This is a genomic window from Pseudoalteromonas sp. SR44-8 (assembly GCF_014163635.1).
GTDB classification, from domain to species: Bacteria; Pseudomonadota; Gammaproteobacteria; order Enterobacterales; family Alteromonadaceae; genus Pseudoalteromonas; species Pseudoalteromonas rhizosphaerae.
This window is the reverse complement of record NZ_JACJDS010000036.1, coordinates 36538-52278: the sequence shown is the minus strand read 5'-3', so window position 1 is coordinate 52278 and position 15741 is coordinate 36538. Positions and strand designations below refer to the sequence as shown.

Annotated in this window: 14 protein-coding genes; 5 read left to right on the top strand and 9 right to left on the bottom strand. The window is 41.9% G+C overall.

Annotated features, from left to right (window positions below; genetic code table 11):
- Nucleotides 1-124 precede the first annotated feature (124 nt).
- The gene (locus H5183_RS16795) at nt 125-2071 is read right to left on the bottom strand and encodes a S9 family peptidase (RefSeq protein WP_182732243.1); all 1947 of its coding nucleotides are present in this window, start codon (nt 2069-2071) and stop codon (nt 125-127) included.
- A gap of 191 nt (nt 2072-2262) precedes the next feature.
- Between H5183_RS16795 and H5183_RS16790 the strand changes: the two genes are divergently transcribed.
- Both H5183_RS16790 and H5183_RS16785 read left to right on the top strand, forming a co-directional pair.
- Entirely contained in the window at nt 2263-2853 is a 591-nt protein-coding gene (locus tag H5183_RS16790) for an ATP-binding cassette domain-containing protein (RefSeq protein ID WP_182732242.1), read from the top strand.
- Nucleotides 2850-3965: a DUF6136 family protein gene (locus H5183_RS16785; protein WP_182732241.1), complete on the top strand. Its 1116-nt coding sequence runs from the start codon at nt 2850-2852 to the stop codon at nt 3963-3965. The genes H5183_RS16790 and H5183_RS16785 overlap by 4 nt, the downstream gene beginning before the upstream one ends.
- A 4-nt stretch (nt 3966-3969) precedes the next feature.
- Here the strand turns inward: H5183_RS16785 and fadE are convergent, their stop codons facing one another.
- Nucleotides 3970-6426, bottom strand: coding sequence for an acyl-CoA dehydrogenase FadE (gene fadE / locus H5183_RS16780; protein WP_149982939.1), 2457 nt, complete (start codon nt 6424-6426; stop codon nt 3970-3972).
- Nucleotides 6427-6725: 299 nt separating this feature from the next.
- Here fadE and H5183_RS16775 point away from each other — a divergent pair, with 299 nt between their 5' ends.
- Nucleotides 6726-7490, top strand: a complete 765-nt coding sequence (locus H5183_RS16775) for a class II glutamine amidotransferase (protein WP_149982940.1) — start codon at nt 6726-6728, stop codon at nt 7488-7490.
- Between the two features lie 103 nt (nt 7491-7593).
- Here the strand turns inward: H5183_RS16775 and H5183_RS16770 are convergent, their stop codons facing one another.
- From H5183_RS16770 to cmoA, 5 genes are all read right to left on the bottom strand, one after another.
- Nucleotides 7594-8391, bottom strand: a complete 798-nt coding sequence (locus tag H5183_RS16770; RefSeq protein ID WP_404936108.1) for a DUF3108 domain-containing protein — start codon at nt 8389-8391, stop codon at nt 7594-7596.
- Entirely contained in the window at nt 8345-8992 is a 648-nt protein-coding gene (purN, locus tag H5183_RS16765) for a phosphoribosylglycinamide formyltransferase (RefSeq protein WP_145242362.1), read from the bottom strand. The genes H5183_RS16770 and purN overlap by 47 nt, the downstream gene beginning before the upstream one ends.
- Complete coding sequence (purM, locus tag H5183_RS16760; protein ID WP_145242360.1) at nt 8992-10044, bottom strand: phosphoribosylformylglycinamidine cyclo-ligase; 1053 nt, start codon at nt 10042-10044, stop codon at nt 8992-8994. Before purM ends, purN begins: the two co-directional genes overlap by 1 nt.
- 200 nt (nt 10045-10244) lie before the next feature.
- On the bottom strand, nt 10245-11213 hold the full coding sequence (gene cmoB / locus H5183_RS16755; protein WP_182717957.1) for a tRNA 5-methoxyuridine(34)/uridine 5-oxyacetic acid(34) synthase CmoB: 969 nt from the start codon (nt 11211-11213) through the stop codon (nt 10245-10247).
- A 20-nt stretch (nt 11214-11233) separates the two neighbouring features.
- The gene (cmoA, locus tag H5183_RS16750; protein WP_182732240.1) at nt 11234-11959 is read right to left on the bottom strand and encodes a carboxy-S-adenosyl-L-methionine synthase CmoA; all 726 of its coding nucleotides are present in this window, start codon (nt 11957-11959) and stop codon (nt 11234-11236) included.
- 115 nt (nt 11960-12074) lie between these two features.
- On the opposite strand from cmoA, the gene H5183_RS16745 reads away from it, so the two are divergent.
- A complete protein-coding gene (locus H5183_RS16745; protein WP_145242354.1) occupies nt 12075-12764 on the top strand; it encodes a DUF3334 family protein in 690 nt (229 codons plus the stop codon).
- Nucleotides 12765-12897: 133 nt separating this feature from the next.
- On the opposite strand, the gene H5183_RS16740 is transcribed toward H5183_RS16745, so the two are convergent.
- Complete coding sequence (locus H5183_RS16740) at nt 12898-14154, bottom strand: adenylosuccinate synthase (protein ID WP_145242352.1); 1257 nt, start codon at nt 14152-14154, stop codon at nt 12898-12900.
- 122 nt (nt 14155-14276) lie between these two features.
- Here H5183_RS16740 and H5183_RS16735 point away from each other — a divergent pair, with 122 nt between their 5' ends.
- Nucleotides 14277-15170, top strand: coding sequence for a LysR family transcriptional regulator (locus H5183_RS16735; protein ID WP_145242350.1), 894 nt, complete (start codon nt 14277-14279; stop codon nt 15168-15170).
- A gap of 48 nt (nt 15171-15218) precedes the next feature.
- Here the strand turns inward: H5183_RS16735 and H5183_RS16730 are convergent, their stop codons facing one another.
- Nucleotides 15219-15716: a M48 family metallopeptidase gene (locus H5183_RS16730; RefSeq protein WP_149982946.1), complete on the bottom strand. Its 498-nt coding sequence runs from the start codon at nt 15714-15716 to the stop codon at nt 15219-15221.
- Nucleotides 15717-15741 lie beyond the last annotated feature (25 nt).

Below are 15741 nucleotides of genomic sequence, written 5' to 3'. Positions count from 1 at the left end.
GCTATCAGCTATCAGCTATCAGCTATCAGCTATCTTATCTGAACTTGACAAAGAACATAATAAAACCTGCAATCTTGATCAGAATTACAGGCTTATAATTAAACTTCTAGTCAGCTTTAATATATTAGCCTTGTGGGCCAAAGCGTTCTTTTAAGTAGGTATCTAAAAAGTTTAGATACGCGTTGGAGGCACTGATACGGTTTTCTTTTTTGCTAAAACCATGACCTTCATCGTCAAATAATACATATTCGACCGGTACGCCATTGGCTTTCACTGCGGCAACTAACTCATCACTTTCTATCTGTAATACGCGCGGATCGTTGGCGCCTTGAATAACCATTAATGGTTTGGTGATATTCTTAGCATGGAATAGCGGTGAGATTGCACGATGACGCTCGCCGTCCGTTGCAGGGTCGCCCATTTCATCGTACAACGCTTTTTTAAAGCTTTCCCACCACGGTGGAATTGAGTTGAGCGTTCTTACCCAGTTGGTGACACCAAAAATATTAATGCCCACTTTGAATTCTTCAGGCTCAAAAGCAAGCGCTGCTGCGGTCATGAAGCCACCGTAGCTGCCACCTATGATACCGATTTTTTCTGCATCGACCCAATCTAAACTTTGTAAGTGTTTTTTACCGTAAACAATGTCTTGTAAGTCGTCGGTGCCGTGTTTTTTATCATCTAAATGAAAAAAGGTTTTACCATAGCCTGAACTGCCACGGTTATTAACCGCAAAAATAGCATAGCCATGATTGACTAAATGTTGTTGCATTGCACTGTAACCAGTGCGGCTTTGGCCACCTGGGCCACCGTGCACCCAAATTAGCGCTGGCACTTTATTATTGCTACTGGCTTGCTTGGGTTTATAAAGTACGCCGGGTATCTCTAAACCGTCAAAGCTTTTAAAGCGCACTATGGTACTTTCAACTAAATCATTTTGATCTATCTCTTTGCTTAAAGTATTACTTAATTGCTGTGCCTTATCACTACCCACTTGCCAGACAAACAGGTTACTTGGCGAGGTATCTGAATTTAAGTAAAACGCCATGCTTTTTTCATCTGCAGAAAAGTTAACACCACGTAAGTTACCTGCGGGTAACTGAGGCATCGCAATCTCTTTGTCTGACTGGGTATCAATCACCGTGACTTTAGTGCTGGCATCGGCATTGACACCGCTGACTTGATAACGCCCTGATTTAGAAAAATAAATGAAGCTGACATCCCAATTATCTTTTAATACAGGGCTATGCTCCTCTGAGGCCAACTCATAACGCCACACTTGTGAAAACTCGCCTTTAGCATCCGTTGAGTAGTATAAGTATTTACTATCAACAGAGAAGGTTTCAGGCGTGTATTGAGCTGGTGTATTGTGTTTTGAAATTAGCTGTGGTTTGAGGGTCTTTTTATAGGTATCGAGAATAAATGTGTCGCTGTCTTTATTGGTGTTATTTTTAGATAGTGCGATATAGCGGCCATCGGGGCTGATTGCTCCGACATCTAAACCAAGCGTATTTTGATAAACAGGGGTGATTTTATAGGTTTTACTATCAACGCGGTATAAGTCCATAAATTTAGCATCGCGCTGGTTACTAGTAATAAAAAACTCGCTGCTATCTTCTGTAAATCCTGCAAAGCTTGCGCGGGTTTCATCGCCGGGGGTTAAATCTGTTATTGACCCGTCAAGTTCACGGACGTAGACGTGAAAGCGCTCATTGCCGCCAGAATCTTTGCTAAAGAGGACCCTTTCATCATTTGGGAAGTAACGGACAGGGTAGGTGCTATCCTGAAAATTGGTTAAGCGGGTTTTGTTGCCTGTTTTTGCATCTACTTCATACAAGCTGTAAATACCACTTTCATCAGAGCTTACCAGTACTTTATCGCCATTGGGTGAAAAGCTACTTCCCATAATTGCGGTCGTATCAAAGAAGGTTTTAGCATTATAGGTGCTAACTTGCTGAGTTTGCTGCGACTGTACTGTGGTGACGGCTGTTGTTGAGGTTGATTGGCTACAACCGCTCAAGGCAATACTGATTGCACAGGCGAGTGCGGCAAATTGCAATTTTTTGTTCATAGTACATTCCTTGGTTTATTGTTATCTAATCATATTTTTACCGGTTTTAGTGTTGCCCTAACCCTATTTTAACGCAAGTTTTTAGCTGATTTTAACTGCAACAAAGTGTTACAAAGCCTGTATCGTTAAAAATACAGCCTACGTTATAATACTCACTCATATAAAAGGCTCTCTCATATAAAAGGAAAGTGATGATTGAAGTTAGTGGTTTACACAAGCAATTTGCCCAAAACATCCTATATAAAGATTATCGCATCAGCTTTACAGCACCGAGAGTATGTATTGAAGCACCGAACGGTCAAGGTAAAACCACGCTGCTAATGATGCTTGCTGGACTTGAGCAACCACAAAGTGGACAGATATTATTTGCAGGCAAGGTGTTGTCTGAGCCTTATAAACAGGTAGCAATTGCCAGTGATCGCATCGCGCTGCCTGAGTTTTTAACCGCGAAACAAATTATCAATTTAACGGTTAGCAGTTTAGGCTGCGATTGGCCGACAGCGCTTATCAGCGGCTTTAATTTTTCAGATTTTTTAGCGACTCGTTTTGATGCGTTGTCATCGGGTAATCAAAAAAAGTGCCAATTAATTTTAGCGTTAATGCGCGGTGCGCCGTATTTGTTACTAGATGAGCCCAGTGCGGCACTTGATCAAGCCAGCATTATATATTTACTTGGTTTACTAGATAATTATTTAGCAGATAAAGCGCATGGGCAAATCATTATCACTTGCCATGAGCCGGCGCCGTTTATCGAGCATGGCTTTGAGTGTGTCCCCTTATGAGCAAGCTAGGTATTAAGCTTGAGATTGCACAATATCGCTCATTTATGCAGTATCGTTATCAGGCCTATAAAATTGAGCTGGCACAACTACTACAGCAACTTAAAAACTTCGGCTTATTATTTTTAGTGGTACTTGGCTCAGCCATGCTTGGAATGATTTTGCTGTTATTTTTAGGTCTGGGCAAAATCATCGACAGCATAGATGCGCCGCAATATGGCGCTCAAATGGCGTGGCTGTATCTATTACTGCAAAGCGTGATGCTCAGTGCAATGAAATCAGCCATTCAAAATAGTCAGCAGCGGCTCTTTCAACGCACTATTGTAAGGTCAAACTGGCTTAAGTTAATGGATATAAAACTATTGCTTTTAAGCAATGGCTGGTTGCTAGCAAGTGCTGTAATTGCGCTGGATTTAAACTATTCACAGTGGCTACGAGCACCCCATTTTGTGCTGTTTATGTTACTGCAGTTTAGCCTCGGTGTACTGTGTTTGTACAAGCCAAGAGCATTAATATATGGCTTAGTATTTACTGCTATTTTAGTCTTGCTACCGATTAATATAGCGCCGTTAGCCTATCACTGTGGCTTTATTATATTATTTGCGCTGAGCATGTTGTTGCCAGCATTTTCGCTGAGCGACCAGTTACCGATCAATGCATTATCTACTTTTTGGCTGAGCTTTTTTATGCAACATAGCAGGGTACTAGTATGGCGAGTGGCTTTATTGTTGTGTGTATTTATGGCAATCACTACTTTGCTCAATGAGCGTGCTGATTTAGAGGCTATATTTAACGTGATAGCGGCCGCTTTTATGGTGTTGTTTACCAGCTCACTGCAATTTGATTGTGGTAAGTTACATGATAAGTATCAGTTGTTTTTTCAAGCAAATTATCAACAGCGGGTGTTTTTTATCAGCCAATTTATGCCAAGTTGCTTGTTCTTTTTGATAACACTGAGCAGCTATCTGCTGTTTGTTGAACAAATAGAATGGTTATTACTGAGCCTGAGTGTTGGCTGGTGTATATTACAATTATATATAGCACAAAAAAAACCAGCGCATTTTGCGCTGGTTTGGATGATTACAACAGGCGGGCTGTTGGCTGTGTTAACTTAATATGTTAAGCAGCATTCGCCTTTTTTGCCGTGTTATTACGTGCGGCTTTGCCTGCTAATAAATCTGCAGGGTCAAAGTCGTCAACGTTAATAACATCTAAACGTGCTTTTTCAACGCTTGCCAGCTGATCAGCCTCTGCTTGCGTTAAAATACCCGCTTCAAGTCCCATCTGAGCAACTTTATCAAGCTGGAAGAAAGGCAGTTTAACGCCTTTTTCACGACATACCTTATCAAATAAAGGTTCAACAGCTAGCACGTCTTTAAGCGTTTGCTCTTGACGACCAACTAAGTTAAGTGGTTCATTTGTTAAGTATACGTAGCTTGCTAAACGGTTACGTGTTTCGCTAGGTACTTGTAAAATTTGTGCTAATTTATGCTCAAGTTTATCAGTCGGTTTACGAACTGGACGACCGAACGGGAACAACATCAACTTAAGTGCTGCACGAAGCGGAGCTGATGGCATATTGTTAATTAAATCAGCAAGTGCACGTTGACAGTGGTAAAGGTGATCTTGACAGCTCCATTGTACAAGCGGTAAATCTTCTTTTTTACGGCCTTCATCGTTATAACGTTTCAGCGTTGCAGACACTAAATAAAGGTAACTAAGCAAATCACCTAAACGAGCGGAAATACGCTCTTTACGTTTTAGTGAGCCACCAAATACAGCCATGCTAATGTCAGACATCAATGCAAGTGACGCGCTAAAGCGTGACGCAGTACGGTAAAACTCAGCTGTTTCGTCTTTAAATGGTGTAGTTGCAAAACGGGCTCCGGTAAAGCTCATCCACTTAGTACGTACAAGGTTAGACATAGTAAAGCCGATGTGGCCCATTAACGCTTTATCAAATACCGCTAGCGCTTCTTCACGATCTTCGATTGCGCAGGCACCCAATTCAGTCAGTACAAATGGATGGCAGCGAATGGCACCTTGACCGTAAATAATCATATTACGGGTCAAGATATTTGCACCTTCAACAGTGATGGCAATTGGTGCACCTTGATAGCCACGACCTAAATAGTTATTTGGCCCAAGCATAATACCTTTACCGCCGTGAACATCCATTGCATGGTTGGTTGAATCACGCATTTGCTCGGTTAAATGGTATTTAATGATTGCCGAAACAACCGATGGCTTTTCGCCTAAATCAACCGCACCAGTTGACATGCTAACAGCCGCATCTGAGCTGTAAGCATAACCTGCTAGTTTTGCTAGTGACTCTTCAACACCTTCCATTTGGCCAATAGGTAAACGGAATTGACGACGAATACGGCTGTATGCACCACTTGCAAGTGCAATTGTTTTAATACCACCCGTTGAGTTTGACGGCAATGTAATAGCACGACCAACCGATAAACATTCAACCAGCATGCGCCAGCCTTGGCCGGCCATTTCTGGTCCACCAATAATGTAATCAAGCGGTACGAAAATGTCTTTACCACGAGTAGGACCATTCTGAAATGGTACATTTAGCGGGAAATGACGACGACCAATTTCAACACCTGGCATGTCTGTAGGAATAAGTGCACAAGTAATACCTGGCTCTTTAACATCGCTTAGTAGACCATCTGGGTCTTGTAGTTTAAATGCCAGACCTAATACTGTTGCAACAGGCGCTAGCGTAATATAACGTTTGTTCCATGTTAGGCTAAGACCAATGACTTCTTCGCCTTCCCACATACCTTTACATACCACACCATAATCTGGAATGGCGCTGGCATCAGAGCCTGCTTCTGGTGAAGTTAAGGCAAAGCATGGGATCTCTTGACCACTAGCAAGGCGAGGTAAGTAATGATCTTTTTGTTCTTTAGTACCATAGTGCTGTAACAATTCGCCCGGACCTAATGAATTAGGAACGCCTACAATTGATGAAAGCAGGGTAGATTTACTGGTTAACTTTTGCAGTACACACGATTGTGCAAAGGCAGAAAATTGCAGGCCGCCATATTCTTTTTTAATGATCATGGCAAAGAATTTATTATCTTTTAGGTATTGCCAAACATCTTGTGGTAAATCGGTTAACTCATGAGTTGCTTCCCAGTCGTCCAACATACTACATACCACCTCAACTGGACCATCGATAAAGGCTTGCTCTTCGATTGTCAATTTAGGCATTGGGTATTGGTGTAATTTGTTCCAATCAGGACGGCCGCAAAAAAGATCGGCTTCCCACCATGTTGTACCCGCATCAATGGCTGATTTTTCAGTTTCAGACATAGTTGGAGTAACTTTTTTAAACATGGCAAAAATAGGTTTAATAATATATTGCTGACGAATGCCAGTAACAGACAATGGCACTGCAATGATCAAGAAGATCAACCAGCTAATTGCGCCAAATGCACCTGCAAAGGTACCAATGACAAGTGTTGCGATGGAAACGCCAAGGGCAGTATTCCAGCTCGCTCTGTGGTAACTCGCGATGCTGAGCAGCACGATTAAACCAAGTGTAAATATGAGTGTCATGTATTCAATCCTTAATAGAGGTCAGACCACCTTTAGTTAGAGTAGCGCTAGAGTGAATAATTATCAAGTAGCTTAGTAAAAATATCAGTGACTGTTATTTTGTAATCTGTGCACATCAGCATACGGATAAATGTGTGATTCGTCAGTATGATTTATTTGAGAAAAAATTAAGCTGTTTTCTTGCTTGCCTTGCCCTTGCTTATGTTTAACAATGCCGCTAAGGCCTAAGTTACGGGTTTACGCTTTTTAAAAAGCAGTATTTTAAAAGTATAAAAATTTTTGAAAGGTTAATTTATTTTATGTGTGAGTTGCTTGGCATGTCGGCGAATGTGCCTACAGATATTTGTTTTAGTTTTTCAGGGCTGTTAGAGCGCGGTGGTAACACAGGTCCGCATAAAGATGGCTGGGGCATTACTTTTTATGAAGGGAAGGGGTGTCGTACTTTTAAAGATCCTGAGCCTAGCTGTCAGTCTGAAATTGCCAAGTTAGTAAAGGCCTATCCCATTAAAAGTGTCTCGGTGATTAGCCATATTCGCCAAGGTAATCGTGGCCGTGTCTGTCTTGAAAATACGCATCCTTTTACCCGTGAGTTGTGGGGCAGGGAGCTGACCTACGCGCATAATGGTCAGCTTTCGAATTATCATGATTTAAAACCTGAATATTATCGGCCAGTGGGTAATACCGACAGTGAACTGGCGTTTTGTTGGTTACTCGATCAAATTCGTGAAAAATACCCTAAACGTCCAGCTAATATGGCGTCAGTGTTTCGTTATGCGGCAAAGCTTGCACACACTTTACGTGAAAAAGGTGTGTTTAATATGTTGCTGACTGATGGTGTGTATGTGTTAGCGTATTGTACTAATAATTTGCATTGGATCACCCGCCGTGCGCCGTTCGGTAAGGCTACGTTAATTGATGCAGATATGGTGGTAGATTTTCAACAAGAAACTACGCCAAATGATGTCGTAACGGTGATCGCTACTCGGCCACTGACCAACGATGAGCGTTGGCAAAAAATGGAACCTGGTGAATTTGCGTTATTTAAAATGGGTGAGTTAATTTAGCCGTCAGTTTTAACGTTTGAACTTAATTAATGTGGTTATAAGCTGAAAAGCCCAAGTTATGATCGTCACACTTGAGCCTTTCGTCTTGCATCTTGAAAGCAATTTATTCTGGTGTTATTTCGTTTTTAACTTCTTCAGGTAATGCAACTGGGCTGGTTACCGTGAACGAGTTAAGTTGCACTTCAAATTGTTCTACGCCTTTTTCGCCTTTCCACATCCTGACTAGCATGTAATCCATTTCTGGGGCGAACCATGCAAGCGCTTGGCGTTTATCATTATCATATAAGCGTTTTACTTTGATCGCTTCGATATTACCGATTGGTAGGGAAATAGTCTCTTTACCAACGACCTCAAAGTTATACTCACGGCAGTTGCCTTTTTTATCAACTAACGGATACGAAAAGCTGGTTTTACCCATTTTTAATTCTTCGCGCACTTGTACTTGGTATGAAATTGAGTCTTGAAATTGCTCAGACCACTCACACTCAATAGGGTATTTACTTTCACTGCTGTTTACGAGTTTTTTAGTGTGGTCAAATTGCAGTGTATATTCTTTATCCGGGCCTGTGCCTGTGCGGATCATGCTATAACTTTCAGGCGTGATTTTTTTGTCGCTGAAAGTAAAATTTGATGTTTCTTTGCGTGAATCTGAGAATATCATCCACTCAATGTCACTGTGGTAGCTAACTTGGTAACTGTTATCTGCTAGTTTTTTTAATGTGCGGACGCCTTGACCATGGTTTTCGCCTTTGCGCAAAATATCATAGTTAGCTTCAAATTGAGTAAGTTCACCAGCAATTAAACTAGTAGGAAGTAATAAAGTGCCCGCACACAATAGCAAGGCACTTAGTTTTTTATTCTGGGTAGTGCGCGCCGTGTGCAGGAAGTTGTTTTTTGTCAAGAACTGCATAATCTGCTTCCATAGTAAGTCGTTGTTCACTGAACCACTTGACCACCAAAGGGTAAATTATATGCTCTTGTGCATGCACGCGTTTTGCTAATGTGTCAGCAGTATCATCTGCCAGCACGGGTACTTTGGCTTGAAGAATGACAGGACCACCGTCTAACTCTTCAGTAACAAAGTGCACACTTACGCCATGAATGTCATCTTTTGCATCAATTGCTCTTTGGTGGGTATTCAGCCCCTGGTACTTAGGCAACAAAGAAGGATGAATGTTCAACATTTTTCCTTTAAATTTTTGCACTAAGTTAGGAGTAAGAATACGCATAAACCCAGCTAATACAACTAGATTTGGTGCAAAAGAATCAATAACGTTCATTAATTGCGCATCGTAGGCTTCGCGCGAGTCAAAATCTTTATGGCTGAGCACTGCTGTTGCAATGCCCGCTTGCTTTGCTCGCTCAAGGCCATAAGCGTCTGCTTTATTACTAATAACAGCCGCTATGTTTGCATTTATCTCGCCGTTATTACAGGCGTCAATGATGGCTTGTAAATTAGAGCCACTACCTGAAATTAAGACTACTAGACGAGCAGGGGCCATTAATCACGGCCGCCTAGGATTTCTACTTGCTCTTCGCCAGCTTTAGCATCATGGATCTCACCAAGGTGCCAAGCATTTTCGCCAAGCTCTTTTAAGATGCTTAAGCTTTGCTCAAGTTTGTCAGCAGGCACAACCAATACCATACCTACACCACAGTTAAATGTGCGGTACATTTCGTGGGTGGTGATGTTACCGTTTTCTTGTAACCAATTGAAAATACCAGGCCACTGCCAGCTATCACCTTTAACAACTGCTTTTGCAGACTCTGGTAATACGCGTGGGATATTTTCCCAAAAGCCGCCGCCAGTAATATGCGAAAGAGCATGAACATCTACCTGCTTGAACAGCTCAAGTAATGGTTTAACGTAAATACGTGTAGGTTCAAGCAGAGTTTCGCCTAATGTTTTACCTTCAAATTCAGCACTTGTATCAGCATTTGATACTTCAAGTACTTTACGAATTAATGAGAAGCCATTTGAATGCGGGCCGCTTGATGCAAGCGCGATCAGTTGATCACCAGCAGCTACTTTTGTGCCATCGATGATATTTGCTTTTTCAACTACGCCAGTACAAAAACCAGCCATGTCGTAATCTTCGCCTTCGTACATACCTGGCATTTCAGCAGTTTCGCCACCAATTAATGCACAGCCAGAGATCTCACAGCCTTTACCAATGCCTGTTACTACGTCTGCGGCAGTATCAACATCAAGTTTGCCTGTTGCATAATAATCTAGGAAAAATAATGGCTCAGCACCTTGAACGATAAGGTCATTTACACACATAGCAACTAAATCGATACCTACAGTATCGTGTTTTTTAAGGTCGATAGCTAAGCGTAACTTAGTACCAACACCATCAGTGCCTGCAACAAGTACTGGTTGCTTATAACCAGCTGGGATTTCGCAAAGTGCGCCAAAGCCACCAATTCCGCCCATAACTTCAGGACGACGGGTTTTTTTAACTACGCCTTTAATACGCTCAACAAGTGCGTTACCGGCATCGATATCTACGCCCGCGTCTTTATAACTTAGAGACTGTTTTTGTTCGCTCACAGGATTTCCTCAAAAAAGTTGCATGGTTTTGCATGTGTATGCTTAGAAACGCGCGTATTTTACAACAATTGCAAGGGCGCGGCTAGTTCAAATATGAGTTTACTATTATTGACAAGGACACTTGTCCGTATAATGACACAATAGATTTAGGTAGCAGGTGCTAGGTAGTTCCTAGCACCTAAAACCTAGTTCCTTTAGTATTAAGCCTTTGCAGTCAAAATTGCACGCAACGGCGCTGGGTAACCTTCAATGGTTTTACTAGTATCGTTTGGATCTAAAAAGTCGATCAGGGACTCGTTTTCCATCCAATCTGATTTACGTTGTTCTTCAAGCGTTGTTATAGCGCAGTCTTTCACTTGCACATCTTTAAAACCAACACGTTCCATCCAGAGTTTTAGCGCTGCCGTGCTCGGAATAAACCACACGTTACGCATCTTCGCATAGCGGTCAGTGGGCACGAGTACTGTGTTTTCATCGCCTTCAATGACTAAGGTTTCAAGCACTAATTCACCACCTGGGCGAAGCTGCGCTTTTAATTGTGCTAAAAAGTCGATAGGGGAACGACGATGATAAAGCACACCCATCGAAAACACCGTATCAAAGGCTTTTAACTCAGGCAGGGCTTCAACACCTAGCGGTAATAAATGCACGTTTTCATCTGGGTTAAAGTGTTTGATGGCTTGAAACTGACATAAAAATAAATCAGACGGATCAATGCCAACCACAAACTCAGCGCCTTCACCGCGCATCCGCCATAAGTGATAGCCAGAGCCACAGCCGATGTCTAAAACCGTGCGGCCTTTTAGCGGCTCAATGTGCGGTAATAAACGGTCCCACTTCCAATCGCTGCGCCATTCAGTATCAATTTCAATACCGTGTAGGCTGAAAGGGCCTTTACGCCATGGCATCATTCGTTTTAATAAGTGTGTAACTTGTTTTTGTTCGCCGTCGGTCATTTCGCCTGGGGCACCAATTTCAACTTTGTCGATAATATTGACGTGTTTGGTCGCCACTTCAGGCAAGTTTTTTAACACTTTCTGCCATTTTGGTAAATCACCGTGACTTGCCTCTAATTGCCAGTGTTTTAATTGGCTAGGTAGCGTTTCCAGCCAGTGACTTAGCGGGCTTTGTGCGATTGCGGCGTAAAATTGGTTAAACCATTGAGACATTGAATTACTCTTTATATTTGTTACTTGATTGCTACCAGTGAGCAAAAATTAAAACATTGATACCACACTTGGGTTTGGCTAAAGCCAATATCGGTAAGTCGAGAAAGGTGAGCATTTAAAGTATCTGGGCGCATTACATTCTCAATGGCGGTACGTTTTTGGCTAATTTCTAATTCAGAATAACCATTGTGGCGTTTAAAATCGTGGTGCAAGTCAATCAGCAAGTTATCGCATTGCTCGTTCTCGCCTTTGATTTTTTCGCTTAACAGCAATACACCACCGGGTTTTAAATTCGCGTATATTTTTTCAAGCACGGCTTGGCGCTGTGCGGGTGGAATAAACTGTAAAGTAAAGTTCATGGCGACCACTGACGCGTTTTCAATATTTAGCTCATTAATATCACCAAGCGCCACTGTAACAGGCACTTCTGAGCGAAAGCCGTGCAAATGTAATTTACAGCGCTCAACCATGGCTTGTGAATTATCAACGGCAATAATATGGCAATTATCAGTGCGGATATTACGGCGCATGCTTAATGTTACTGACCCAAGGGAACAGCCCAAATCATAAAGGTTTGAATTGCTTTGCGCATATTCACCGGCCAATTTACCCATCGTACTAACAATGGTTGCATAACCCGGAACTGAGCGCTGGATCATATCTGGGAAAACTTCTACTACATGTTGGTCAAAGCTAAAGTCTTTAACCGCTTGCTCAGTGGCATAAATGCTGTCTTTTATGTTCACACAAACAGTCTCTTGAAAAATAATAGGGCTATTTTAGCATTTTATGCTGGATAGTCAGTGATAATTTCAGTAGCTTGGCTAGAATAATGAATAACAAGTAGAAAAAGAGAAGTTTATGAGCAAAAGTAAAGTGATCAGCACAGATGATATATTGGCAACCCTTTGCCATTCTGTAACGAGTGTATTGTCGTCGGCAAGTGGTAATAGCATTAGCTACTCAGCAATGGTACAAAAAATAACCCGCACCTGTATGCGTCCTGATATCGGTTGTTTTGTATTATTTGATGGCGGATTTACAGGACTGGTAATTACTAATTTCACCTCGCAAGCGGCGATGGAGATTTATCATGATTACATGCGTAATATGGGGATGCCTGAAGAAGAACTAGCTCATAGCCACTTATCGGACGACGTATCAAATGTACTCGGTGAATTGATGAACCAAATCGTTGGTGATTTTACTTCAAAGGTACGTGAGCAGTTACATACTTCAATTACCCAAAATCAACCGAAGATGATGGCCATCAATAAGCAAGTACAGATTTCGGTCGATACTACGATGGATAGACCGCAAGCACGGCGCGTGACATTTACCACCAGTAAACAAAATATCTTTTATTTAGAATTAGCAATGGATAAAACTGAGTTTATCAAATTACACGATTTTGATATTGCTGAAGCTATTGACCCAGATGACATCATTGAAAACGAAGCAAAGCATAAAGCAGAAAAACAAAAAGCTGCTGATGATGCTGCTAAAGCAAGTGATTTAGATGACGACTTTATGGCAGAACTTGGACTTTAAATAACACCTTGCAAGGACATTAAATCGCAGGTCAAAGCATTTAGTTATTAATACAGTGCATAATATTGGGTTTCGTAATGAAACCCAATATTATTGTGCTCAATTGAATGATAAAAAACGCTATGCTATAAATCTAGCGGATAATCATTTGCTCACGTTCAGGGCCCACAGACACCATACTTACAGGTACTCCCATCAGTACTTCGATGCGTTCTACGTAATGCTGCGCTGCAGCAGGCAGACTGTCGAAGGTACGACAATCGGTAATATCTTCATCCCACGCTGGCATGCTTTCATAGATTGGCGTTAAAGCCGCTGTTTGTGGCCAAATAGGGTTTTCGCTGTGATCGCCTGCATAACCAACGCAGATTTTTAAATCTTTCATGCCAGATAGGCAATCAATTTTGGTTAAAGCGATTTCAGTAGCTGCTTGTAATTCAACACCGTTACGGGTGGCAACTGCATCAAAATAACCCATATCACGTGGGCGGCCAGTCACTGCGCCATATTCGTTCGCGCTTTCACGAAAATTGTCTTGCTCTGCCATGGCGGTAACGAGTGTACCTGTACCAACAGATGAGCTAAATGATTTAGCCACAGCGATAACACGCTCAGGGCGCAAAGCTGGCAGTCCGCTGCCAATTCCTGCATAGGCAGCAGTAACGTTTGATGATGTAGTATACGGGTATTCGCCGTAAACTAAATCGCGGCCTGCGCCTAGCTGCGCTTCAAACAACAAGTTAGCATCTTGCTTTTGCAGTGCTTTTAAAGGCTCTGTTACATTACAAATAAATTCGCGCCAAGGAGCGCTGACAGCTAATAACCACTCAGTCATTTGTTCAGCTGTTTGTGAAAAATCACAGCTTGGGTAAAGGGCTTTTAGCTGTGGCATTTTCCAATCCAGCATAAATTGAATACGCTCTAATAAAACGTCTGGCTGATTTAACCAGCCAACTAAAATGCCTTTTTTCATTACTCGGTCGCCGTATGCAGGTGCAATTCCTTGACGAGTAGAGCCGTAAGCGGCATCGCCTAAGCGCACTTCTTCGAGGGTATCTTCAAGGGCGTGTAATGGTAAGCATAACGTTGCACGATCAGAAATAAATAATTTTACATCAACACCGGCGGCGTTAACTTCGGCTATTTCTTCGCTTAATGCCGCAGGGCTTATCACCATGCCTGGGCCTAGTACTGCAATACAATCAGGATTAAAAATACCGCTTGGTAATTGGTGTAGTTTAAACGTACCAAAGTCATTCACAACGGTATGTCCGGCGTTGTTACCACCTTGAAAGCGAATGCTCGCAGATGCGTTCTCAGCTAGAAAATCGACGATACGGCCTTTGCCTTCATCACCCCAGTTTGCACCTACAACAACAATTGACGGCATAATTTAATCTCCAAATTGATTGAACGAATATGGTATGCGCTCTATTAAAATAAGAGAAATTAATTATAATTATTATCTTGATAAGAATTTCATATCGATTTCACACCATTAAGGTCATAAAGATGCTAGATATTCACTGGTTAAAAACTTTTGTCACATTGGCTGAGTTAAAGCACTTTGGTAAAACAGCCAATGCGCTGCATATGACACAGCCAAATGTTAGCTTGCATATTAAGCAGTTAGAAAAAACGACACGGGTTAAACTGATAGAACGTAATCCCTTTAGTTTGACCCAAGCAGGTTTACGGCTATTAGAGTCTGGACAAAAAACCTTATGGGAATTACAGGTTTGCCAATCTGACTTAAATGCGATTAATGATCTCAGCCAAGGCACACTGACAATTGCCGCCAGTGATATAATTTCTCGTTTATTGTTGATTGAGCCTTTTCAGCTTTTTAAGCGCCAGTTTCCTGGCATTGACTTTACTTTGCTCAATACAACGTCTTCTCAAGCGTCAGCATTGGTTAAAAGTGCTGAAGCTGATTTAGGGTTTGTGATTGCCCAAAAAGAAAGTGAGCCGCTGCATTTTACGCAATTACAGCAGATAAAATGGTGTGCATTAGGTAATCATTTAAAGTTATGGCAGCAAGCCAAAAACGATAACAATGTTACACTGACTGAGCCGCCAACATTAATCTTACTCGGCCATGATACGCGAACCCGAGACTTGCTCGATAGTGCCTTGCCATCTTTAAACTTACCAAATTACCGGGTGATGGAAGTGGGCAGTGTCGATGCGCAAATTGATTGGGCTGAAGCGGGGTTTGGCGTTGCCATCGTGCCAGAGTTTTCCCTGCGCAGTAAAGCAAATCTAACCACCACAGTGACCGCATTACCGCAATTTCCAACTACCAGTTTAGGTTATATAGTGAGGCAAAATCAGGTACTTTCAAAAGCGATAAAGCAATTACTACATTGGGTCAATGAAGAAATCTCCCGTACTCATCTTGCATAGTATTTATATGTTAACTGTACGGCTATGTACTTTGTGATTCAGTTATTTTTATGTGTATGGGTTTTTACCTTCAGCTACTAGCACACAAAAAATCCGTAAATCTAATTCGAGTTGATGGTAGCTTGGCTCCATGTGGCAGCACAGGGCGTAAAAGCTTTTGTTATGGTCTTTTTCCTTAAAGTGGGCGAGCTCGTGTACTACTAAAGCTTTGAGTAATTCCTCTGGTGCACGCAGTAAATCACTGTTGATGGCTAAATCGTGCTTGCGGGTTTTACCTTGCATACGATACGTATGAGTACCTAGCGCATTAGTAACCATATCGCCTTGTTTTTTAAACGCGGCGCGGCCAAACGGTGGCGCATTTTTTAAATAGCGCTTTTTAAGCTCAGTGGCGTATGCGTATAACGACTTGTCACTGGTAATATTATGGGAGCTGGGGTATTTTTTAGTTAAATACGCGCCGTGTTTATCATTTTCAATAAGCTGCATTACTTGCGTTACAATTTGCTCTGGATAGCCGCTAAAATAGCGTTTAAAATCACTCATTCAATACTTCTTTGTAGTTAATTAA